This window comes from Nitratidesulfovibrio sp. SRB-5, assembly GCF_019931275.1.
Lineage (GTDB): Bacteria > Desulfobacterota > Desulfovibrionia > Desulfovibrionales > Desulfovibrionaceae > Cupidesulfovibrio.
Genome location: NZ_JAIOTY010000003.1, coordinates 45346 through 69003, shown reverse-complemented (window position 1 = coordinate 69003; position 23658 = coordinate 45346). Strand labels below are relative to the sequence as shown.

At 68.7% G+C, this 23658-nt stretch carries 17 protein-coding genes; 7 read left to right on the top strand and 10 right to left on the bottom strand.

The features are described from left to right. The first annotated feature begins 61 nt into the window (after window positions 1–61). Together K6142_RS14380 and K6142_RS14375 are read left to right on the top strand one after the other, a co-directional pair. Complete coding sequence (locus K6142_RS14380; protein ID WP_012613280.1) at window positions 62–484, top strand: DUF523 domain-containing protein; 423 nt, start codon at window positions 62–64, stop codon at window positions 482–484. A 1443-nt stretch (window positions 485–1927) separates the two neighbouring features. Then, the gene (locus tag K6142_RS14375; protein ID WP_007525600.1) at window positions 1928–2086 is read left to right on the top strand and encodes a hypothetical protein; all 159 of its coding nucleotides are present in this window, start codon (window positions 1928–1930) and stop codon (window positions 2084–2086) included. Window positions 2087–2234: 148 nt separating this feature from the next. On the opposite strand, the gene K6142_RS14370 is transcribed toward K6142_RS14375, so the two are convergent. The 3 genes from K6142_RS14370 to K6142_RS14360 form a co-directional block, all read right to left on the bottom strand. Next, on the bottom strand, window positions 2235–3038 hold the full coding sequence (locus tag K6142_RS14370) for a DsbA family protein (protein ID WP_012613281.1): 804 nt from the start codon (window positions 3036–3038) through the stop codon (window positions 2235–2237). Between the two features lie 368 nt (window positions 3039–3406). Then, on the bottom strand, window positions 3407–3733 hold the full coding sequence (locus K6142_RS14365; RefSeq protein ID WP_012613282.1) for an AzlD domain-containing protein: 327 nt from the start codon (window positions 3731–3733) through the stop codon (window positions 3407–3409). Window positions 3734–3757: 24 nt separating this feature from the next. Continuing rightward, the gene (locus K6142_RS14360; protein WP_190245879.1) at window positions 3758–4624 is read right to left on the bottom strand and encodes an AzlC family ABC transporter permease; all 867 of its coding nucleotides are present in this window, start codon (window positions 4622–4624) and stop codon (window positions 3758–3760) included. Window positions 4625–4860: 236 nt separating this feature from the next. Between K6142_RS14360 and K6142_RS14355 the strand changes: the two genes are divergently transcribed. From K6142_RS14355 to K6142_RS14345, 3 genes are all read left to right on the top strand, one after another. Next, complete coding sequence (locus K6142_RS14355; protein ID WP_190245878.1) at window positions 4861–6411, top strand: PLP-dependent aminotransferase family protein; 1551 nt, start codon at window positions 4861–4863, stop codon at window positions 6409–6411. Window positions 6412–6884: 473 nt separating this feature from the next. Then, window positions 6885–8408, top strand: coding sequence for a hypothetical protein (locus K6142_RS14350; protein ID WP_190245877.1), 1524 nt, complete (start codon window positions 6885–6887; stop codon window positions 8406–8408). Between the two features lie 487 nt (window positions 8409–8895). After that, a complete protein-coding gene (locus K6142_RS14345; RefSeq protein ID WP_190245876.1) occupies window positions 8896–9210 on the top strand; it encodes a hypothetical protein in 315 nt (104 codons plus the stop codon). A 183-nt stretch (window positions 9211–9393) separates the two neighbouring features. On the opposite strand, the gene K6142_RS14340 is transcribed toward K6142_RS14345, so the two are convergent. The 7 genes from K6142_RS14340 to K6142_RS14310 form a co-directional block, all read right to left on the bottom strand. Continuing rightward, window positions 9394–9819: a hypothetical protein gene (locus K6142_RS14340; protein WP_190245875.1), complete on the bottom strand. Its 426-nt coding sequence runs from the start codon at window positions 9817–9819 to the stop codon at window positions 9394–9396. A 444-nt stretch (window positions 9820–10263) separates the two neighbouring features. After that, window positions 10264–12453, bottom strand: a complete 2190-nt coding sequence (locus K6142_RS14335; RefSeq protein ID WP_223380914.1) for a hydantoinase/oxoprolinase N-terminal domain-containing protein — start codon at window positions 12451–12453, stop codon at window positions 10264–10266. A 128-nt stretch (window positions 12454–12581) separates the two neighbouring features. Continuing rightward, window positions 12582–12947 carry a tRNA-binding protein gene (locus tag K6142_RS14330; protein WP_223290505.1) on the bottom strand — a complete coding sequence of 122 codons (366 nt, stop codon included), beginning with the start codon at window positions 12945–12947 and terminating at the stop codon, window positions 12582–12584. A gap of 184 nt (window positions 12948–13131) precedes the next feature. After that, window positions 13132–14061, bottom strand: coding sequence for a methyltransferase domain-containing protein (locus K6142_RS14325; protein WP_223380913.1), 930 nt, complete (start codon window positions 14059–14061; stop codon window positions 13132–13134). Between the two features lie 568 nt (window positions 14062–14629). After that, complete coding sequence (locus K6142_RS14320) at window positions 14630–15823, bottom strand: anaerobic nitric oxide reductase flavorubredoxin (RefSeq protein WP_190245823.1); 1194 nt, start codon at window positions 15821–15823, stop codon at window positions 14630–14632. Window positions 15824–16444: 621 nt separating this feature from the next. Continuing rightward, entirely contained in the window at window positions 16445–17098 is a 654-nt protein-coding gene (locus K6142_RS14315; RefSeq protein ID WP_190245824.1) for an Hsp20/alpha crystallin family protein, read from the bottom strand. Window positions 17099–17450: 352 nt separating this feature from the next. Continuing rightward, window positions 17451–19229 carry a methyl-accepting chemotaxis protein gene (locus K6142_RS14310; protein WP_190245825.1) on the bottom strand — a complete coding sequence of 593 codons (1779 nt, stop codon included), beginning with the start codon at window positions 19227–19229 and terminating at the stop codon, window positions 17451–17453. 499 nt (window positions 19230–19728) lie between these two features. Here K6142_RS14310 and K6142_RS14305 point away from each other — a divergent pair, with 499 nt between their 5' ends. Both K6142_RS14305 and K6142_RS14300 read left to right on the top strand, forming a co-directional pair. Further along, a complete protein-coding gene (locus tag K6142_RS14305) occupies window positions 19729–21924 on the top strand; it encodes a malate synthase G (protein ID WP_190245826.1) in 2196 nt (731 codons plus the stop codon). A gap of 272 nt (window positions 21925–22196) precedes the next feature. Then, the gene (locus K6142_RS14300) at window positions 22197–23519 is read left to right on the top strand and encodes a hypothetical protein (RefSeq protein ID WP_190245827.1); all 1323 of its coding nucleotides are present in this window, start codon (window positions 22197–22199) and stop codon (window positions 23517–23519) included. The last annotated feature ends 139 nt before the right edge of the window (window positions 23520–23658 follow it).

The following is a 23658-nucleotide window of genomic DNA, read 5'->3' as shown; positions in this document are numbered from 1 at the left end:
CGTCCGTGTTCCCCGCGCACTGTCGCGAGGGGCCGCGCGGCCGCCGGAAACGGAGGCATCCATGATCTACGTGGTCAGCGCCTGTCTGGCGGGCGTGGCCTGCCGCTTCGACGGAGAGGCCAACCCCCGCGAGGGGGTCATCGAACTGGTGCGGCAAGGGCTGGCCCTGCCGGTCTGTCCGGAACAACTGGGCGGGTTGCCCACGCCGCGACCGCCGTGCGAACTGCGCGACGGCAAGGTGCTGTGCCGCGAGGCCGACGGAACCCTGTCCGACGCCACGGACGCCTTTGTCAGGGGCGCCGAGGAAGGCGTGCGCCTAGCCCTGTTGGCGGGCTGCACCGAGGCCATCCTGAAGGCGCGCTCGCCCTCGTGCGGGTGCGGGCGCATCTACGACGGCACCTTCACGCGGACGCTGGTGGCGGGCGACGGCCTGTTCGCCGATGCCCTGCGCGCGGCGGGCATCACGGTGCGCTGCGACGAATAGTCCGTTCCGAATGGCGCGCCGGGTGCGCCGGGCACGGAACTTTCATAGCCGGAAAGGGAGCATGCTCCCTTTCCGGCTGCGTTCGTTTCGCGTGGGGAGGGGACATGGTGCCGCAAGGAGGGCGGCGTGCGCAGTGCAACGCGCAAGCGGGCCTCCCGTGCCTCCAGCGAGACGCTCCCCGTGTCGATGCCGTGGGCAGGCGGGTTGCGCAAGCCGGTCACGTCCGTCGCGGGCACATGCGCAAGGCTGGCGGGGTGTATGCATTTTGCACACGTGCAGCCCGTTTGTGCAAAAAACATGTGCATAGCGTTGCACAACAAAAGTCTGCACATTTTCTCGAAAAATCATAACACGCTGAAAATATGTGTTTTCATCGTTTGGCACGCCCTGTGCTAATTCTCCTTCAGCGCATGACAACGCTGCCCTTCGCAGAGTGCAAGCCCTAGCCTGATTCCCCTGATTCCCCTGACCGCCGCGACCCGCCGGTCGCGGCGGTCCCCCCCTCCCCGGGCACTACGGTGGAGACGCGGGACGGAACAGGAACACGCAAGGGACGAGGCGCCCGAAGGCAACCCCCACGTGCGGCCCGGCACGTTCCGGGCGGCAGGGGAACTCCGCGAGACCCTTCGCGGATACGGTGGACGTGTGGCGTCCCGTTCCCCCACCGCTCCTGGCCCCTCTCCGGTTCCCCCTCGCGGAGAAGGGCACGGGCAATGAATTCGCGGCAACGGCCGCCGGGCCAAGGCGACGGCCCGGACGACCGAAGCGATACGGGAGCACCGGCACACAGCCGCAACGCACCCGCACTGTGCAGGACCGACCTCCTCCTGTCCGCACGGTATCTCCAGCCGGGGGCTTGGAGCCCCCGGAAGCGACCAGCGGCCGCCACGGCGACCGAAGACATAGTGCCCAAAGCACACGAGACAGCGACCAGCCCAAACTCCTCCTTCGTTGATGCAGTGACCGCAGGGGCGGCGGGACAGCCCACCCGCCGCCCCCCCTTGGACCCCCAGCCTTGTTCCCCCCTTGCAGTCTTGGACATCCGACCCCCTTGCGGAACCCCGGCCACCGTGGCCGGGGTTCTGTTTTTGGCGGTGGCGGGCCGCCGGGCGGGTGGAACGGCTGGTGTCCGGATACACGGAAGGGCAGGCACCCCGTCATGTGGCAAGATGGCGGGCTGGCAGCAGCCCGCCAGTATCTTTGGGGACGGTATCGACCCGGTGATGTTCGCGCGCGTCGCTTCCCCCTGCCCGCGGCCTGCCGGATTCGCCGTGTCGCGCCGTTGCGCCCCGGTCCCTCCGTGCCCCCGTGCCTCGGTCTCTCGGTCCCTCGGTCACGTTGACACCGCTCGCCCCGCGCGACTACCATCACGCGGGATTCCGGGGCGTCCGCACGCTGCCGGAGCTTTAGCCCGCAAATTCCCACAGCCCCAGAAGGACAGGCATGGACAGCTACATCGTTCGCGGCATCCTCATCGGCGGTTCCCTCGGCGTGTTCGCGGCGCTGCTGGGCCTTAGCGACAGCATTCCCCGCGCCTTCGGCGTGGGCATGATCGGCGGGTTTCTGGCGGGCATCACCCTGGAACGCCGCCGCAGGAAGTAGCCCGCGCCCCGCCGTTTCCTTTCGTTTTTCCGCAGCGCCATTTCCGCGCCCTGCGCGTCACGCGGCGCAGGGCGCGCAGGGCCAATGCAAACGGGCCGCCCCGGCAATGCCGGAGCGGCCCGTGTCGCGTCGTGCGCGGTGCGGCCAGCTATTTCTTGGTCTTGGCCGCCGCCTCCAGCGCCATGTCCACGGCGTCGGAGAACAGGTCCAGCGGCAGGGAGCCGCGAATGACCAGGTCGTTGACCAGGAAGTACGGGGTGCCCTGCACGTTCAGCGCGCGGGCCTCGGCCATGTCTTCCTCTATGGAATCCTTGACCTTCTTGCCCTTGATGTCCTGGGCCAGGCGCTTCATGTCCAGCCCGGCGTCGGCGGCGGCCTTCTTGAGGAAGGGCTCGCCCTCGGCCACCAGCTTTTCGCGGTCGCGGAACACGGTTTCGTAGAACGCCCAGGCCTTCTTGCCGTCCTGCAGGCCCGCCGCCACGTGGTATTCCGAGGCCAGGCGCGCGTTGTCGTGGCTGTCCAGCGGCATGTGCTTGAAGACGTAGCGCACCTTGTCCTTGTAGTTGGCCAGCAGCAGTTCCATGGTGCCCGCGGCCTGCTGGCAGTAGGGACAGGTGAAGTCGGAGTAGGCAATGATGGTCACCGGCGCGTTGGCCGGGCCGCGCATGGGCCGCCCTTCCAGGTTGGCCTTCTTGGGCTGGGTCTGGTCCACCTGCCACTGGGCGATGAGCGCCTTCTTGCGGCGCACGTTGGAACCCTGCTGGGCGATTTCCAGCACGGTTTCGCTGTTGTCGCGCAGCACCTGCATGATCAGTTCGGGATTTTCCTTCAGCAGGTCGCGCAGGGCGGCCTTCAGTTCCTCGTTGGAGGCTGCCTGCGCGGGCGCGGGAACCGTCGAGGTGGCGGCAAGGGTCAGCGCCAGCAGCAGGGCAATGAACAGGGTGCGGAGCATGCGTCTTCTCCCGGAAAAGGGGGGGGATGTGGGCAGGGCAGGCGCCGCCGGAGGGCATGGCCGGATCGGGCCGGAGACCGGACCGGCAAGGCGCGGGCGGCGTGCGACGGTACCCGCCTCTTCTACACGCCCGCGATGGCGGGGGCAAGTTTGCGGGTGCTTGCCGACGCTGGCGCGCAAGACGGCGGGCCGGGGCGAAGGGTGCGGGATGGCGCGATGCAGGGCGGGGCGGAGCACGGTGCGGGATTTTGATTGAAGGCGGGCGGCGGCGACAACGCGGCAAGGAGGTGTCCGCGCCGCCGCCGCACGCCCGGTCTACCGTCGGCGTGTGGGTGGGGAAAGAAGGGGATGCGGGGTGATTGGCGGCCTCAAGCCATGCCGAACCACCGTGCACAGGCCACGGCGGCCATGCCCACGGCAATGGTGCCGAAGAAGCTGCCCGTGCGCCACGCCACCAGCGTGGCGGGCACGGCGGCCAGCAGGTACAGGTTGTCGGCGGTGATGTGCACCGCGCCCTGTTTCACGATCAGGTCCGGGGCCAGCAGGGCGGCCAGCACCGCGGGCGGCACGAAGGAGAGCCAGCGGGTGATGACGGGGTTCAGTTCGCGCTGCGACAGCAGTTGCAGGGGCACGGCGCGGGGGATGTAGGTGACGGCAAGCATGCCGCACAACATCAGGAAGAAGGTGGTGGTCATGTCCGGTCTCCTCGCGGCGCGCGGCTACAGGGTGGGGGCGCGGCTCGCGCCGTCGGGTTCCGCCAGATCGGGCAGCCCGGCAAGGCCATTCGCCTTGTCCGGCCCGTTCTGTTCGTTCGGCCCGTTCAATCCGTCCGATTCCGCCGCGTTGGCGGTGTTGTGCCCGCCCTTGCGCTGCGCCGCATCTGCCTTGGTGGGCAGCAGGGTGCACAGGGTGGCCGCGCAGACCGTGGCGATGATCACGTTCCACTGCCCGGCCCCGGCCAGCGCCAGCAACACGGACAGCCCACCGGCCAGCACGGCGGCCAGCGCGAAGCGCCGCGCCTTGCGGCAGTACGGCAGCAGCAGGGCGATGAACATGGCGGGCAGGGCGTAGTCCAGCCCCAGCGGGCGCACGTCGGCCACCAGTTCGCTGCCGAACACGCCGATGATGGTGCCCATGACCCACGCGGACTGCGCGGTCATGTTCAGGGCCAGGGTTTCGGCGCGGGGCGGTTCGGGCCGGGTGTCCCCGGGGGTGGAGGGCAGGCGGCTGACGTGCAGGGCAAAGGTTTCATCCGTCAGCTGGAAGGCGAACAGCGCTTGCAGCGCGCGCGGCCAGCGGCGCAGGGCCGGGGCCAGCGCGGCGGACATGAGCAGGTGGCGCAGGTTGACCACGAAGGTGGTCAGCACCACCGTGGCCGGGGATGCCCCGCCCGCCAGCAGGCTGACCGAAATGAGCTGGGCGGACCCGGCGAAGACCATCAGCGACATGCACACTGCGCCCGACGCGGGCATGCCGGTCTTGCGGGCCAGCACCCCGAAGGCGAAGGCCACCGGCACGTAGCCGAGCACGATGGGCAGGGCCTGGCGCATGCCGGACAGCACGGCGGCCAGGCGGGACGCGGGCATGATGCCTGCTGAATGGCGTGATGACGGCGCGTGGGTCGTGCCGGGCGACGAAGCGGTATCCATGGTGCAACCTCCGGGTTGCACCTGACCATGAAATCTGTCACCTGAACAGATACAGTCAAACGGAAAAACAAGCATAACAGATGGCGCGGGCACCGGGTTTCGACTGGTCAGCCACGCCCATCCCGCGCATCAACCCGCCCCGCCACTGCCCACCGCTCCTGCAAGGAGGCCCCATGCCCGCCCGCTCCTTTGCCGCGCCAGCCCCCGGTATCAATCCGGCCCCCTGTATGGACGGGGACGCCGGTTCCGATGCTTCCGCCGTTACAGGCAGCACGCCCGCCGCCGATGCCGCCGCCTTCCACTACCATCGGGTGGAGCGCCACGTGACGGACATGATCCAGTCCGGCAGGTTTCGCCCCGGCGACCGGTTGCCATCGCTGCGCGGGCTGTCCACCTCCATGGGGCTGTCCATCGCCACCGTGGGGCACGCCTATCTGGAACTGGAGCGCAAGGGCATCATCGAGGCGCGGCCCCGTTCCGGTTATTTCGTGCGCCAGGGCATGCGCGGCCTGCCCGTGCCGCAGGCCCGCCCGGCCCCGCCCACCGGCCCGCGCGAGGTGAACCGCGCCCGGCTCATCTCCACCGTGCTCGAAGCCGTGGGCAACCGCGACCTGGTGCCCTTCGGCGTGCTGTGCCCGGACGAAACGCTGCTGCCGGGCCGGGCGCTGGGGCGCATCCTGTCCGAGGTGATGCGCTCGCGCGCGGGCGAGGCCGCCGCCTACGCCACCATTCCCGGCGACCTGGAACTGCGCCGCCAGATCGCCTGGCGGCATCGCGAATGCGGCGTGGGCGCGGGGCCGGACGACATCCTTATCACCAACGGCGCGGTGGAGGCGCTGTACATCGCCCTGCGCTGCCTGACCCGGCCCGGCGACATCGTGATGATCCAGTCGCCCACCTACTACTGCTTCCTGCAACTCATCGAATCGCTGGGGCTGCGCGCCATCGAGGTGCCCAGCACGCCGGAGGCGGGCGTGGACCCGCGCGACGTGCGGCACATCCTGGACCGGCACCGGGTGGCGGCGTGCGCCTTTTCGCCCAACTTCAACAACCCGGACGGCAGCCTGACCCCCGACGACGCCAAGCGCGAAATCCTGGACATGCTGGCCGGGCGGGGCATCCACCTCATAGAGGACGACGTGTCCACGGACCTGCACTACGGCCCCTCGCGCCCGTCCACCTTTCTGCAATGGGACGTGCACGGGCTGGTCACGCTGTGCTCGTCGTTCTCCAAGACCGTGGCGCCGGGCTTTCGCATGGGCTGGATGGTCACCGGGCGCATCGGCGAGCGCGCGCGGGAGATAAAGGCCACCACCAATGTCTGCGGGGCCACCCTGACCCAGTTCGCCATGGCCGAATACCTGCGACAGGGGCTGTTCGAGCGGCAGCTGCGCCGCCTGCGCACGGCCTTTTCGCGCCAGATGCAGGCCATGCGCATGCACCTTGCGGACTGCTTTCCGCCCGGTACCGGGGTGACCCGGCCCGAGGGCGGCGGCGTGCTGTGGGTGGAACTGCCGCCCGGCACCGACGGGGTGGAACTGTTCTTCCGCGCGCGGCAGGCGGGCATATCCGTGGCGCCGGGGGCCGTGTTCAGCACGCAGGAAAAGTTCGCCAACTACCTGCGCCTTGGCTGCAACGGCCTGTGGAACGAGCGCATGGCCGAAGGGCTGCGCACCCTGGGGCGGCTGGCCGGGGAGTGCCGGACGGGCGCGGGAGCGGGGTAGGAACGGGGCTGGGTGAAGTCGGGGTGTGCAGGGCTGGGGCGGAGCCGGGGCAGGCAGGGCACGGCATAGGAATATGGAAGGCATGGCACGGCCGGAGGAGTGATCCTCCGGCCCGTTGCGTTTGTGCCAGAGAGATGGCGTGGGGGGGGGCAGGCGGCTGTTCGGCTGCCCAGTGTGCGTGTTGCCGGGTACGTGGCGGATTTCATGCCGTGTGCCCCGACACGTCCTTTCGCATCGTTTTATGTTTTTTGCGTCATGTCCGGGCACCCTTGGGACCACCCCGCAACCCCCTTCCGATCCCCCTGTGGCCGGATGTGCCCGCAAGGCATGGGATACGCTGACTCCGCGCCATTGGGGCGTGCATTTCCTCTGGCGGCGGGGCGCCTGCAACCCGCCCCGCCGCTTTGCCTGCGCCACGTTGGCACGCCTTATGGGGTCCCAAGCATCACATCCATCTATACACGGAGGCGCGTATGACCTCCGGCTTGTTCACGTCCGGACTGAAGAACGCTGACGACCCCCGCCGCCGCAAGCTGGCGGGTTCGCTGGAAGGGGCGGTGGGCCGCGCCCGTTCGGCGCGCACCATGCAGGATTGGTATGGAGAACTGGTACAGGGCATCCGCACCATCGACGCCTTTGGCCACGACGGGCAGGGCATGTTGCCCGACGACGAGGACAAGGACTGGCGGCAGCGCTTCCAGCGCACCATGTTCGACGACACCGGCGTTCACGAACTGCAAGATTATGCCGGGTTCCGGCAGCCCCGCGACCGGGGGTACGACGTGTTGCAGGAAGAACGCATGCGCGACATTTTCGAACGCAGGAACGTCCCGCAGTTGGAACGGCAGATTCCGGAGACCGAAAAGGAGAGGCGGCTTCCCAGGCTCCGCGAGGTGACAGGTGAAGAGCGCACCTTGCCGGGCACTGCCGAAACCAGGGGCGAGTTGGTTCCGCTTTCGCACAACGCCGGAAGCGGCTCCGTCCCCGAACGTAACAACGCGCCGGGCACGCGTTGGTGGGAACGCGCCATGGAGGCGGCCTTTCCGCAGGACGTGCATCCTTGGCAGCGGCGTACGCCTTCTGCCGGGCAGGAGCGTTCGCCCCGCGTTGACGCAATGTTGCGGCAATGGCCCGGCGCACCGGATGCGACGAGCGACGACGATCTGGCGCTGCGCGGCGGCACGGCCCCGACGCGGGAAACGCAGGATGATCCCTTTGCGGGCACCCTGATGGCGGCCAACCGCAACGGCAGCGCCCGGCAGAACCGCAGCGCCATGGATGCGGGGGGCGGCGCAGGACGCGGATCAGCAGGCGGCAAGGCCACGCCGGGCCGCCGTACCCCGCCATTGGAGGATTTCGCCGACCCTTCGAAGAACATCCTGCGGCCGGACAAGATACTGGACTACTACCGCAAGCCCGGCGACATCACCGCCTTGCACGAAACCACGGCCAAGGGATTGGAAACCGTATCCCAATCGGGGTCGTGCGGGCCGTACCAGTTGACCGGGGGGACGCTGGGAGATTTCATGAAAAGCCGTGAAGCGGCGAACCTGCCGGAAGAATACCGAGCACTGAAGGACGACCCCAAGGCCATTGCCGCCGCATGGCCGGAAATGGCCCGCAAGCATCCTGACGCGTTGGCCGCCGCCAACGAGGCGTTTATTCAGAGGACGCATTACCAACCGACACTGAAAGCCTTTGAAAAAGCAGGGCTTGATACTGGATCGGAGGTCATTCAAAATGCGGCGTACTCCATGGGGGTACTCAGAGGGCCGAACGCATTTTCGAAAAACGTGGTGAAGCATCTTCCGGATAGCGACACACTGAGGAAGATGGGTGTGGAAGAGCAGTTGGATGTATTGGGTAAGGCGTTCAAGACGGGGTATAAGGGGGATACTGAAGTTGAGAAAAGAGTTGACTACGAGTTTAATGGGAATTTGAAAAATCTCCAGCAAGCATTGGAACCCAAAGCGGAGGCTTCAGGTGGTGAGGAGTAGGATTGCGCATTTTGCAATGCTTGTTTTTTTTCTCTTCTATGCACAAGGCGATGCATCATGTGATGAAGGACATGTTTCCCGCACAGGAATAGTGAGCAGGGGATCGATATATTACTCTGGGACAAGCTCCGGGCTGGGGATTGACCCACGAGTTACGCGTAGTATCCATGCAGTCTGCGCATTCGGTGATCTGTGCCGTATAGTGGGTGTAGAAAAAAAAATAGAGCGCCTTGGCAACGAGTTTGTCCTTGTCAGTTCGGTGCGGCGTCTTGTGGCAGCAACACCTGGGGATTTCGACGTAACAGGCGTTCTTGGCAGGCAGACGGATGGCTATCTGTTTTTGAGCTCCCCGCAGGTCACGGAGGACAATCTGGTAATTCCCGAAGGTTTTCCTCTGGAAAGCAAGGTGCGGGCCGTGTGTGCGGAAGGTGACGTATGCCGGGTCCGAGGCAAAGGCACGCGAGACCCCTCATGGTGGCAGATGGTCATGCCCTCGGAATTGCACGAGGTGGAACTGGTGCGGCGCGCCCGTCTGGTGACGGTGGAAATGACGGGGGCCTATTCCGGCGGCAGCATGGGCAATTTCGATATCGTCGGGGATGAGGAGGGCCAGTTTCTCGACGGGTTGGAGCGGTTCGCGCATACCCCCGTGGGGCGCACCATGCCTTCCTGCGAGCGGTACCGGGTGGTCGCGCTGGTACGGGATACCGACCCCCACCGCGTGGTGGACCTGCTGGCCGTGGGTTGCGCCCGTCCGGACAAGGATGACATTCCGGCGGCGGTGGAGGGTGGGCCGCAATAAGCGGCGCATGCCGGGGACAGGCGGGCGCGGGAAAGGATACCACCAGACGTCCGGACAGGTCGCGTGCGGTTGCCGGACTGGGAACATGGGGTGAAACCACGCAAACGGGCCGGAGGAGTGATCCTTCGGCCCGTGGTGTTTGCAGGAGATGGGGTGACGTGGACGCGCAGGTCGGTGCGCGGGCTACCGCATCAGCGGGTCGGTGTCGCTTTCCGGCGCGAAGAAGAAGGCGGTGTCGAAGGGGCCGAAGCTGCCGGTGTCCGCCATGATGGTGAAGAATTCCACCCTGCCGTAGCGGCGCAGGCGTTCTTCGGTCACGCCGTTGCGGGCGTAGTAGTCTGCGCGGGGCTGCGGGTTGCGGGTTTCCGTCAGGTCGTACACGGCCTCGTCGGTTTCTCCCCAGGCGTGCAGCACCCATTTGCCGTGCAGGTGCAGCCAGGCGTGCACCACGCGGCAGTCCTCGCATTCGCTGGCCACTTCCAGCGCGGCGTCGAAGCAGGACGGACGGTGCGCCCCGGTGGCGCACTGGCAGTCGTGGTCATGGGCGTGATCGTGGCCGCAGCCGCAGGCATCGGATGTGGGGGGCTGGAAAGGATCGTGGCTGTGCATGGGGTATCCTTGCGCGCCGCGTGGCGGCGGTGGTGCGTGACGGTGGTTGAGGACGTCTCGGATGGTTGCGGGCGTCCCGGCAGGATGCGCAGCGCGCGTTGCGGGGCTGCGCGCGGTGGGGCAGATGTCTGGCCCGCTCCGCCCTGCCCAGTCCAGTCCTGTGACGGTGCGCTGAAAGGGGGGCGCGCGTCAAGATGGCGGCATGCGGATGGCGCACCACCCGCGCGGGCTGGGGCGCGGACGCGCGCGGCAGGGATGTCTGTTGCCGTTCGTTGCGGCCCGCTGTTCCCGGCATTGACGCCACCATTGCCGTTGGAGCCGGGGCCACGCCTTGTCCAGTGCCCCCGTGGGGGCCGCTTGGATTTCGTGTGTATTGTCGGCGTGTGTGTGCCCGTCGCCCCGTCATCTTGCCACCCGCAGCGTTCGCGCGGCGGAGCCGTCGCGTCACGCCCCGGCGGCATGCCCTTCACCCAGCGCCAGCAGGGCCGCCCCCAGGGCGTTGCCCACGTCGTAGCGGGCCGGAAAGGTAACCGTTGTGCCCAGCGCACGCGCCACGGCTGGCAGCAGGTGGCGCGATGCCGCGCCGATGCCCACCATGGGCACCCCCAGCGACACGTTGACCCGCAGCAGGGCATGCCGGTGCCGCTGGGCCAGATAGGCCGCGAAGTTGCCGCCCACCTCGCGCCGGGCCACATGCTGGACCACGGCATCCTCAATGCGCTGGCTGGCGGCGGCCAGCACGGCGCGGGCCGCGTCCTGTGGGGTGTTGGGTGGGGTATTGGGCGAGGTATTGGGCGTGGTGTGCAGAGCGCCGGGAACGGTTGCCGACGCGGCGGCGGTCTCCGCCCCGGCCTCGGCATCACCCCGCGCGTCCTTGCCCCGGACATCCTCGCCCCCCGCAACGGGCGGCAGCAGTGCGGCCAGCGCCCGCGCCCCGGCCAGTGCGGCGGCGGCATTGCCCGCTCCGGGCGGCAGATCAGGCACATCGGAAAGATCCAGCAGGCCCAGCACGTGCAGGGCATCTGTGGGGGTGAACCCGGCCACCTGCACGGCACGCTGGCGCGCCAGCCGGTCGATGGCCCGCTCCAGCGTGCTTTCCGGCAGGCGCAGCGCGCGTAGCAGGTCGCCCGCCGGGGTGGGGCCGTGGGCGTTCAGGTGGTCCAGCACAGCGCGTTCGGCGGCGTCAGCGAATGGGCCTGATGGAGCGGACGGGGCGGATGGCGCGGACTGGGCAGCCCCCTCCTTTTCATCGCATGCGTCCTCACGGCGCGCGGGACAGATGCACCGCGCCAGACCCCCGGCGCGCAGCCATTGTGCCGGGTCCGGCAGGGGACCGGCCATGCACAGCGGCACCACCCGCAACGGCCCCACGGACAGCGTGCCGTCCGCATCCGGTCGCACCAGGCTGTCGCCCCCCACGCCCACAGTGAACATTTCCACGGCTTCCACGTGGGTTTCCCAGTCGCCCACCACCATGCCGTCGGCCTGGATGACCGGGCGGCCCCGGCGCAGCAGGGTGACGTCGGTGGTGGTGCCGCCCACGTCCACGATGAGGGCGTCCGGCGGTGGCGGGGTGCCGGTGTTTGCCGATGCATCCGGCGATGTGTTCGGGGCCGTGGCGGGCGAAGCCACGTCCTTGCCCGCGTTTGCGCCTGCCGGTATCGCGTGTTCCTTTCCGTCCGCGTTTCCGGCGTCTTCATCCCCATTTGGCAGCCTGCCGGCGTCATCATTTCCATTTGGCAGCCTGCTGGCTGCATGCGCCGCGCCGTACCCGGCCATGGCGGCGGGGCCGCTGGCCACGGTGGCAGATGCGTTGCGCAGGGCCGCGTCCATGGGCATGGCCGTGGCGTCGCCGCGCACCACCACCACCGGGGCGGCAATGCCCAGATCCTCCAGCGCGGTGCGCACCCCGTCCAGAAAACGGCGCATCACCGGCAGCAGGCGGGCGTTGAGCACCGCCGTGGCCGCGCGCTCCTTCATGCCCGCGCGCGAACTGGCCAGATGCGAGCAGAACACCGGCTTGGGGTCCACCATGCCGATGGCCCGCTCCGCCACCAGTTCGTGGGCCGGGTTCACGAAGCTCATCATGCCGCACACGGCGTAGGCGTCCACCCGGTTCTGCATCAGGCGGATGGCGTCCACCAGCCGGTTCAGCGCCAGCGGCTCCTCTTCCGAGCCGTCCAGCTTGTGACCGCCAGGGATGGCGTCCATGGAGGCGCAGGGCACGGTGATGCGCCCGGCGTAGCCGATGATGAACAGCCCCACCTCGGCCCCCTGCCCTTCCACCACGGCGTTGGTGGCGAGGGTGGTGGACACGGAGACCAGGTCCACGGCGCTGGCGGGCAGGCCGGACGAGGCCAGCGCGGCGGCCATGGCCCCGGCCATGCCCCGGCCAAGGTCGTGATGGGTGGTGGGCCGCTTGGCCGATGCCACCACCCGGTGGGTGGCGGCGTCCACCAGCACGGCGTCGGTGCAGGTGCCGCCGGTGTCCACGCCCATGACGTAGCGCACGGGCCGGATGGGCCGAATGGGCCGGTTGGGTTGGTCGGATCGGTCGGCCCCGGCGATCTGGTCCTGTTGATGGGGCTGATGGGGGGCGTTGCTGGCGGCGGGGGTGTCGGCTTGGCTGGTCATGAAAAAACCTTGCAATGCATGGGGATGATGTCGGAAATCCGTTGGGCTGGAGACGGCGTGCTCAACAGCGCCAACGGGCGAAAGGACAATCCGGATGTTGCCTGGGCCGGCTTCAGGCCGGATGTCGCCTAGGCCAGCTTCAGGCCGTTGTCCACGGGCCGCTCCGGCACGGCCAGCACCACGCTGCCGTCCGCCTGCGCGAAGCCGGTGACCAGGAATTCCGAGCGGAACGGCCCGATCTGCCGGGCCGGAAAGTTCACCACGCCGATGATCTGGCGGCCCAGCAGGTCGTCCGCCTCGTACAGGTGGGTGATGCGCGCGCTGGACTTCAGCACGCCGATGCCCGGCCCGAAGTCGGCCCACACCTTCCACGCGGGGCTGCGGGCCTCTGGAAACGGTTCCACCTGCACGATGGTGCCGGTGCGCAGTTCCACCTTCTCGAAGTCGTCCCAGGTGATGGCGGGCAGGCCGGAAGCGGCGGCCGGGGTGGTCATGGGCGTTTCTCCCGTACTGTGTCGTGACGCGCGGGCGGGGCTATTCCGCCCTGGTGGCGGCGAACAGCATTCCTTCGGTGACGGACGAACTGCGGTAGCCGGTGCGGCCCAGGCAGGCCGCATCGTGAAATCCCGCCTCGCGGAGCATGGCCAGGAACACCGTTCCCGGTACGGCGCCGCCCTGTCAGCGAAACCAGCTGGACACCACGTCCGCGCCCTGCGGGGCGGGACCGTCCAGCATCTGGTCGGCTAGGCGCAGGCGGCCACCGGGCCGCAGCACCCTGTGGATTTCGCGCAATGCGGCGGGCTTGTCCACTATCAGGCTGAACACCCCGTTGGAAATGACCACGTCGAAGCTGCCGGAGGCAAAGGGCAGGCACTCGGCCCCGGTTTCCACGAAGCGGATCCGGGCGGACTGGCGGTCTGGTCCCAACGGGTCTGGCCCGGACAAGTCTGGTCCCAACGGGTCTGGCCCGGACAAGTCTGGCCCGGACGGGGTCGGGACGCGCCCCACCGGGGGCGTGACTGGGGCCGTTGCGGCATTGGTGGCGGCCAGATTGGCGCGGGCGCGGTCCAGCATGTGCGGGCTGGCGTCGGCACCGGTCACCGCGCCGTCCGGCCCGGCCAGCAGGGCGGCGCACAGGGTGTCCACCCCCGCGCCGCAGCCCACGTCCAGCACGGCATCTCCGGGGCGCACCGGGCAGGCGGCCAGTTCCGGCGGCAGGCAGCGGTCGCGGGGGGCGGCGGGGCTGCCGTCACCAGCCGCGTTGTCAGCCCCGTCGTCGCTATTGTCGCCAAAGCGCACCGGGGCATCCAGTTCCGCGTCCGGCATGTCGCAAAAGATATCGCCGGGCACGCCGCTGCCCGCAGCGGAGGGGTATCCGGCGGGCGGCGGTGGCGGCAGCAGGCACACCGGCGGCCACACGCAGGCGTCCACGGCGGCGAAGGGGTTGCCCACGCCGCAGAAATGGGCGCGCACGGCGGCGGGCAGACGGTCGGTCAGCGCCCCGTCATAGCCAAGGCCAGCCAGCCCGGCGTCACCCACCGGATAGCGGAACTTGCCCTCCGGCCCCTGGGCCACGGCGATGAAGCGGTCGCGCACGGCGCGGGCCACCAGCGCCCGTTCCGCCGGGCTCAGTGCGGCAGGGGCATGCCCGCCGGGTGCGCACCCGGACGGGAAAGAAGAGGCGGAAGGGGACGCGGCGGCCCCGCCCGGGGCCTGCGGCGGCGCTCAGACCCCGGTGGCGCAGGAATCGCCCGCGAAGGGCGGCGTGCGGCGGTGCATGGGTTCCTCGTGGTGGAGGTGACGACAAGGGCTCGGGCCGGTCCGCATGGTGTGTGCGGTGCGCGGTCTGCCTGTGGCCGTCATAGGGGGTGGCGCGGCGTGCCGTCAATGAAAGCAGGGAGAACGGCGAATTCGGCAAGGCCCATGCGCCGATGCACGGCGACACAAGAATGAGGTACGATGCTTTGTTTCTCCGCTCCTTTCTTTGAAGAAATTGTTTGTATTTCCTGTACATTTGGGGATCGTAAAATACGGGGTTCCAAGGGGCGGTAGCCACTTGGCCGCCGGAGGCGTCCAACAAAAGACATTACCAACAAGCTGAACCGGGCGCGGGTTTCCCCGCGCCCGGCATTGTGCATCCGGCAGCCCCGCACGTATCAATTTGCCCGGCCTCCGGCTATTCCCCGGCGGCCTCGGCCAGCTGGCGGCCCAGGGCGCGGCAGCGTTCCAGCCCTTCGTCGTCGGGGTTCCAGGCCTCGCGGGCCGGGTCGCCCACCTGCGAGAAGCCGCACTTGGCCAGCCGTTCGGCCAGCACCTTGGGCGATTCGCCGCTCCAACCGTACGAGCCGAAGGCGGCGGCCTTCTTGCCCCGGAACTTCAGCCCTTCCACCTCTTCCAGCAGGCCCGCCACGGAGGTCAGCACGCCCCGGTTCACCGTGGGCGACCCCACGGCCAGCACCTTGGACCGGAAGATCTGGGTGATGATGTCGTTCTTGTCCACCAGCCCGGAATTGAACAGCTTCACCGTCAGCGTGGGGTCGGCCTGCACAGCCCCGGCGGCGATGGCCTCGGCCATGCGCCGGGTGGAATTCCACATGGTGTCGTACACTACGGTCAACTGGTGCTCGGCGTAGTTGGCCGCCCATTGCTGGTAGCGCTGCACGATCTGCAACGGGTCCTTGCGCCAGATCACCCCGTGGCTGGGGCAGATCATGTCCACGGCAAGGCCCAGGGCCAGCACCTCGTCGATCTTCTTGGTCACCAGCGGGCTGAACGGGGTAAGGATGTTGGCGTAGTACTTGATGGCCTCCGCCCACAGTTCGCACTCGTCCACAAGGTCCGCGAACATCAGTTCCGAGGCGTAGTGCTGGCCGAAGGCGTCGTTGCTGAACAGCACGTTTTCGCCGGTCAGGTAGCACATCATGGAATCGGGCCAGTGGAGCATGGGCATTTCCACGAACACCAGTTCGCAACTGCCCAGCGAAAGCCTGTCGCCGGTGCGCATCACCCGGAAGTCCCAGTCCGCGTGGTACTGGCCCTTCAGCGATTTGACCCCGTTGGCAGAGCAGTACACCGGCGTCTTGGGGATGTGGCGCATCAACTCCGGCAGTGAACCGCTGTGGTCCGGCTCGCCGTGGTTGGCCACCACATAGTCGATGGACGAAAGGTCCACCACCTTCGCCAGATTATCCACGAATTCGCGGGCGTACGGCCCCCACACCGTCTCGATGAGCGCGGTGCGGCCACCGGGGTCGCGCACCAGGTAGGCGTTGTAGCTGGAGCCCTTGTGGGTGGAGTATTCCTGCCCGTGAAAGGTGCGCAGTTCCCAGTCGATCTTGCCCACCCAGTGGACGCGGTTGGTGAGTTGCATGGCCTGCCCTCCGTGCGGCGCGCGTGGCCACCCCCGGGTCCGCGCCGCGTGGCCCCAAGGGTGAAGAAGGAGGAGTGTCTACTTTGACAGGCTGGCAGGTTGCGCGGCAGGTGTCAACAGACTGCGATATGCCGGGCCGGAATGCGCCGGACCGGAATGCGCGACCGGGTGGAATGCGCGCCGGGCCGGGATTCCCCGGCGGGCGCGGAACGGGGGGAAGGTGCGGGATTCCCCGGCGGGCACGGAACGTGGGGAAGGTGCGGGGTCCGGCCCTTCGGGTGCCGGGCGCGGCGCGGCTGGTGTGGCGTTGCGCCGCCCGGGGCGGCAACGGGCGCGGGATGCGGAAAACGGCGGAGGGGGTGGCCCCTCCGCCGTCGGCTGTGGCGAGTCGTCGATGCCCCGGGCCGGAATCCGGAACGGCTTCCGTGAATACGGGGCGATGCTGTGCGCGGTGCCGCCGGGGTGCCAGTGCGGTCCGGCGGGCGGTGCGCGGCGTGCTCTCGGGATTGCGGCGTCACGTGACATGTCTTCTTGCGTCGGATGACATGTCTTCCTTACGTCAGGTGACTGCCTTCCTCACGTCAGGCGGCACGCCTTCCCGACGTCGGAGATGGAGCGGAATCAGGCGTGGCACCCGGCGCGCGGCGCGTCTTCTCCGGGCACCCACACGCATTCCTCGGACGAGGCGCGGGGGATGCTGACGGTCAGCACGCCATTTTCAAGGGCCGTGGCTATGCCCTCGGCCACGGCGTCATCCGGCAGCACCAGAATGCGCCTGAAGGTGCCGGTCCTGCGTTCCATGCGTTGCCAGCCGCGCCCCTTGTCCTGCGGCGAGGGGCCCATGCGGCCCGTGATGAACAGCCGTCTGCCGTCCACCCGCACGTCTACCCCCGCGTTGTGGCCGGGGGTGTCGACCGGCGTGTGGCTCTCGTCGCCGATCCCGCCGTTGCCCCTGTCTCCGGCCGACATGCGGACCAGACCGGGCACATCGGCCATCACGAGGTAGGCGTCGTCCTCAACCGCGATGTCCACGGCCAGGCGGCGGGTACCCTCAAACCCGCATTCGGCGGGCTGATGGGGCAGGGTTTCGTACAGCAGTTCTTCCGCCCCTGCCAGTTCCATGAGCCTGCGGATCTTTTCCTTTTCGTTGGCGCATTCCACATCGTAGGGAACGGGAGCCGCAAGGCGTCCATCATCATGCCGGTCGGAACCGGCGTCTTCGCGTTCGGCACTCCTGCGGAACCAGTTCCGGGGGTGCAGTGCGTCCAGTTTCATGGCGGTTCCTCCGTTGTCTTCACCGGCGGCACGGGCGCCGCGCGGCTGGGCCCCGGATGGCCGCGCCGCCGTGCGCAAGGCGTGTCGGAAAGGGGATGCCGCTTCCGGGCGGCGATGACCTGTTCCGGAAGGCGGACGGGCACGGCGGAGGCGTATGCGGGGTCCGACCGCGCGGTGTGCTCCGGTCCATACTTGAAAATAATTCTCAACAATAAAATGGCAACCGTCGCCGCGTGGATTTTTCGGTTCGGCGGCGCAGGCCGGGCACTCGTCCCGCAGGCACGCAAAAAGGGCGGGACGTCCGGCCCTTGCCGTGCGTCCCGCCCCCCTGCGTGATGAATGTGGCGGTGGGTTATGCCTCGTCGTGCTGCATCCGTTCGATGAGCTTGCGCAGCGAAAGGGCCTGGGTTGCCAGTTCCTCCACCGCGCGGGCCGACTGGTGCATGCCGTCCGTGGTTTCGCCCGAGATGCGGTTGATCTCGTCCACGGCGCGGTTGATTTCCTCGCTGGCGGCGGATTGCTGCTCGCTGGCCGTGGCGATGGAGCGCACCTGGTCGGTGGCCTGTTCCACCAGGGTCACGATTTCGCGCAGCGCCTCGCCGGAACTGCCCGCAAGGCCGGTGGCTTCCTCAATGGAGGCCACGGCGCGCTCCACGTGTTCCACGTTGCGCCGGGTGCCCTGCTGGATGCCGGTAATGGCCTCGCCCACTTCGCGGGTGGCCTGCATGGTCTTTTCGGCCAGCTTGCGCACCTCGTCGGCCACCACGGCGAATCCGCGCCCGGCGTCACCGGCGCGGGCCGCCTCGATGGCGGCGTTGAGCGCCAGCAGGTTGGTCTGGTCAGCGATGTCCGAAATCACGTTCATGATCTTGCCGATGCCGTCGGCCTGGCGGCCAAGGTCGGCCATGTCGTCCTTCAGGGCCACGGCCTGGCGTTCCACGGTGCCGATTTCCTCCACCACCCGGCCCACCACGGCGGCGCCGGTATCGGCCTTGGACCTGGCGCGCTCGGCGGTGTCCGCCGCCTGCGAGGCGTTGCGGGCCACCTCGAGCACGGTGGCGTTCATTTCTTCCATGGCGGCGGCGGTTTCGGCCACGCGCTGCGATTGCACGGCGGCGCCCTGGGTGGACTGGCCTATCTGGGCGGAAAGCTGTTCGGATGCGGACCCCACCACCTCCACCACGCCCTGCAACTGTCCGGCGGCGGCCAGCATGCCCTCGCGCCGGGCAGACTGGGCGCGGCGGGTGGCTTCTTCGGCCTGGGCCATGGCCGCGCGGGCGCGTTCCGCCTCTGCCCCGGCGTCGCGGGTGGCGGCCTCGGCCTCGCCGATCTTGGACTTCAGGTTGTCCACCATGGTGCGCAGGCTGTCGGCCAGTTGGCCCACTTCGTCGCGCTGGTTGATGTCCAGCCGGGTGTCCAGCCGCCCTTCGGCCACGGCAGAGGCAAACACCACCCCGCGCCGCAGGGGCCTGACGATGGAGACGGTCAGCAGCACGCCCGCCAGCAATGCCAGGGCGGGCACGGCCACCATCAGCACCGAGATCACCGTGCGGCGCCCGGCGGCGGTCTGGGCGGCGGACTGCTGCTGGGTCTTGGCGGAGGCCATGTTCACGGAGATGACGTCGCCCAGTTCCTTGAACAGCGCGCGGCTGCGCTCCGTGACCGGACCCAGCACGAGGGTGGCGGCCTTGTCGTGTGCCGCGTCGTCCGAGGGGCTGCGTTCCCAGTCGCCGATGAGGGCGGCGGCCTCGGCCATGTCGCGCTCGAACACGGCAAGGCTGTCCAGGAATTCGCGCCATTCGGCCTGTTCGGAGGCGCCGTGCTCTATGGCCTCGTACCGGGCGATGCCCGATTTGTAGGCCGCCACGGCGTCCGCAAGGTTCTTGTACTGGCGGGGCCGGTCGGCCAGGTCGGGGATGAGCAGGGTGCGGTGGGCCACCGTGACGTTGCGCAGGTTGAAGCGGGCCTGGGCCAGCGCCTCTATGCCGGGCAGGTACACGTCGGAAAGTTCCGTCTGCGCGGCCAGTTGTTCGCGCATGCTGACGTAGCCCGCGATGCCGAGGCCCATGGACAGCAGGGCGACGAAGATGAAACAGGAAACGAGACGGGTGCCGATTCTGACGTTGCGCATCAAAGCCCCCCTTGCTGCGGTACGTACATGGTGTGTCCCATCCCGCAGGCGCCGTGGCGCGGATGCGGAGGGCGAAACTGCGTTGGCGCGGGATGCGCCGTTTTTTTCGCAGGATTCCGGCTGCGGGTGGGCATGCCGTCAGAAGGCAGCGCTACACCGGATGCCGGTGCCCGCGCAATCACTTTCGCATGCCCGCGCCAGAGGGCCGTGACCTGGGTCACGAACGGGCAGGGCTTCCGCATGGGGTCGGATTTGGCCGGATACCGGGGCGCCGGTGCGGAACCCGGCGGAAGCGCCGGGACGTTGCATTGGGCGGGCTGGCCGGGTATCCTTGAAAATGGGGCAGATGTCCGCGTTGCCGCGCCCGGCTTCCGCCCCGTGTGGTCAGGGGCTGGTGCCCCCGCCCGGCTGCCGTCCGCCTGCGTCGGTTCATGCCGCGCATGGCCGTTTCCGGCCAATTCTGGATTCGTCCCGTTCCGCCAACGTACAGGAGTGCAACATGACGCAGCGTGTTCAGGTGGGTGGCTTGCAGATCGCAGCGCCGCTGTATGACGTCATTGTCCGCGACATCGCGCCGGGTACCGGCGTGGACCCCGACCGGTTCTGGACGGCCCTTGAGAACATGGTGGAAACCATGGCCGACAGGAACCGCGCCCTGCTGGCCAAACGGGCGGAATTGCAGGACGCCATCGACGCCTGGCACCGCGAGCGGCGGGGCGCACCGCACGATGGCGCCGCCTACGAGGCCTTTCTGCGCTCCATCGGCTACCTGGTGCCCGAAGGGCCGGACTTTGCCGTGACCACCGAAGGCGTGGACCCGGAAATCGCCCTGGTGGCCGGGCCGCAGCTGGTGGTGCCCATCACCAATGCCCGTTACGCCCTGAACGCCGCCAATGCCCGCTGGGGCAGCCTGTACGACGCCCTGTACGGCACCGACGTGATTTCCGAAGACCCTGCGCAGGGCGGCGCGCCGCGCGGCGGCGCCTACAACCCCGCGCGCGGGGCGCTGGTGGTGGCGCGGGCCGCCGCCTTCCTGGACGAGGCCTTTCCGCTGGCCACCGGCAGCCACGCCGATGCGGCGCGCTACGACGTGCGTGGCGGCAAGCTGGCGGTCATCCTGAAGGACGGCGCGGAAACGGGCCTTGCCGACCCCGCCCGCTTCGTCGGGCATGCGGGCGACCCCGCCGGGGGCAACGGCGCGGTGCTGCTGCGCAATCACGGACTGCACGCGGAAATCCGCATCGACCGTGAACACGCCATCGGCAGGATCCATGCCGCCGGGGTGCGCGACGTGGTGATGGAGGCGGCCATGACCACCATCCTCGACTGCGAGGATTCGGTGGCCGTGGTGGACGGCGCGGACAAGGCGCAGGCCTACCGCAACATGCTGGGCCTGTTCCGGGGCGACCTTTCGGCGGAATTTCCCAAGGGCGGGCGCACCGTGCTGCGCACCCTGAACCCGGACCGCGAATACACCGGGCCGGACGGGGCCGCGTTCTCGCTGCCGGGCCGCAGCCTGCTGCTGGTGCGCACCGTGGGCCACCTGATGACCACTGACGCGGTGCTCGCCCGGTCCGGCGAAGAAATTCCCGAAGGCATGCTGGACACCATGGCCACGGCCTACATCGCCCTGCACGACCTGCGCGGCACGTCCAGCCACCGCAACAGCCGCACCGGCGGGGTGTACATCGTCAAGCCCAAGCAGCACGGGCCGGAAGAGGTGGCCTTTACCGTCGAGCTGTTCCGCATGGCGGAAGACGCCCTGGGCATGCCGCGCAATACGCTGAAGATCGGCATCATGGACGAGGAACGCCGCACCACGGTGAACCTGAAGGAATGCATCCGCGCGGCGGCGGAGCGGGTCATCTTCATCAACACCGGCTTCCTGGACCGCACCGGCGACGAAATCCACACCTGCATGGAGGCGGGCCCGGTGGTGCGCAAGAACGCCATGCGCGGCGAACGCTGGATCATCGCCTACGAGGACTGGAACGTGGACACGGGCCTTGCCTGCGGCCTTGCCGGGCGCGCCCAGGTGGGCAAGGGCATGTGGGCCAAGCCCGACATGATGCGCGAGATGGTGGAAACCAAGATCGGCCACCCCAGGGCGGGAGCCAATTGCGCGTGGGTGCCCTCGCCCACCGCAGCCACACTGCACGCCATGCACTATCACGCCGTGGACGTGGCCGCCGTGCAGAAGACCCTGGCGGGCCAGCGCCGCGCCACCCTGGCCGACCTGCTGACCCTGCCCCTGATGGGGCCCGCATCCCGCCCCACGCCGCAAGAGGTGGAAGAGGAACTGGCCAACAACGCCCAGTCCATCCTGGGCTACGTGGTGCGCTGGGTGGAACAGGGCATCGGCTGCTCCAAGGTGCCGGACATCACCGACGTGGGGCTGATGGAAGACCGCGCCACCCTGCGCATTTCCAGCCAGCACATCGCCAACTGGCTGCACCACGGCATCTGCACCCGCGATCAGGTGGTGGCGGTGCTCAAGCGCATGGCCGCCGTGGTGGACCGCCAGAACGCGGGCGACCCGGCCTACCGGCCCATGAGCGCCGACTTTGACGCCAGCGTGGCCTTCCAGGCCGCGTGCGACCTGGTGCTGCTGGGGCGCGAGCAGCCCTCGGGCTACACGGAGCCCATCCTGCATGCCCGCAGGCAGGAGGCGAAGGCGAAGTTCGGCATCATCTAGGGCGGATGGCGTCTGCCGCCGCCCCCGGCGCCCAGGCACGCCCGATACGCCAGACACGTCAGACACGCCAGACACGCCAGACACGCCCGATACGCCTGATATGATTGTCCCCGCCGGAAGCCAGCTTCCGGCGGGGTTTTTCGTCGTGGGCGGGCCGACCGCCGGGTTGGTCGGAAAATAATGGCGCTGCACGGGGGCTGCGGTATGGCGCGAAGAGGGGAAGGCGCACGCGCATACGGGCCGGGCCGCGCCCGGCGGGGATGGAAACCGTCATGTCGGATGCCAACATTTGCGGCAAGGATACCAAGATCCTGCAACAGTTCCGCACTACCCTGTCGGCACAGGCCGGGTTGCTGGCGCGCGGCCCGTTCAAGGGCACGGAGGTGCACGCCGCCGTGGCGGCCCGCCTGGAAAAGCCGGATTTCTCGTGGGACGATGCCTACTTCGTGGAGCAGAGCCTTGCCCCGTTCCATACCGACGAGCGCGTGCTCATCGAGATAGAGCGGCTGTTGTCGCAGGCCCGCGGCATCATGGACCCGGGCACGGCGGGGTTCTATGCCGATGTGGACCCCAAGCCCATGTCGTCCCAGTGCCGGCGTGAACTGTTCGCGCGCATCCTTGTGGACCTGCAACTGGAATCGCAGAAGCGCGAGCGGCGCAAGTGGCTGCTGGAACGCACCTGCAAGTATCTCGTGCGGCTCATGCTGGGCACCTTTGCGGTCATGCTGTTCCATGCAGAACTGTCCGCCATGGCTGCTGCGGTGTTCTGGGTGGTGGCCGGGTGGCTGGTCAACTGGATGCCGGGCGGCATGGGGTCTGCGGGGTTGCCGTGGCGGGGGCCGGGCATCGGCCAGGTGATGCTGCTGGCGCTGGCGGGCGGCTGCGCGGGCGCGCTGGTGACGGTGGCCCTGCGCATGAACAACTATTTCAAGACGTCGCGCCTGCGCGAGGTGGAGGCGTACGCGTCGGTCTGGTACATCGGCAACCGCATGCTCATCGGTGCGGTGGGGGCGCTGGCGGGCTGCTATCTGGTCAATGCCAAGATCATCTCGCTGTTCAACATCAACGACCTGTTCCTGCCGTTGGGCAGGGGGGGCGGCATGCAGGGCGGGGCCACCGTGTACAGCATCGACGTGCTGAAGACGGTGGTGGTGAGCATAGCCTTCGGCTGCTCGGAATACTTCATTCCCGCCACGTTCGGAAAGCTGCCCGGACTAAAGGCCGATGCGGGCGGGGCCACGGGGGCCGCTGCCGGGGCCAGCGTTCCGCATCCGCAGGCGGGCACCGCGCCGCATCCGCATATCGCGCAGGCCGCCCGTTCCGGCAAGGCCGCCGGAGCGGACCGGGATGCGCCGCCCCAGAAACGGCCCCCGGAGCAGGCACCGGAACAGCCGTCAGCGCTCCCGCCAGCCCCCCTGGCCCCTTTGGACCCTTTGGACCGGCTGGACCGGCTGAATCTGGACGAACGGCTGGAAGCGGAAGTCACGGAGGGGGCGGGTACGCCGGACAATGCCCATCCAATCCCCCGCCCGGTCCCCCGTCCGGACAAGGGCGCGGCGGGTTCCGGCGGCGGCAGTGCCGGAAGCGGAGCCTGACACCGGGACGAGAGCAGACATCCGGGCCACGTGCGGGCAACGCGCCGCCCGCGGATGACGCCGCCGCCGCACCTGATGGCGGCGGCGTTCGTGCGTCCTGTCCCCGGCCCCCCATTTCGCGGCCCGGCGGCCCGCCGCA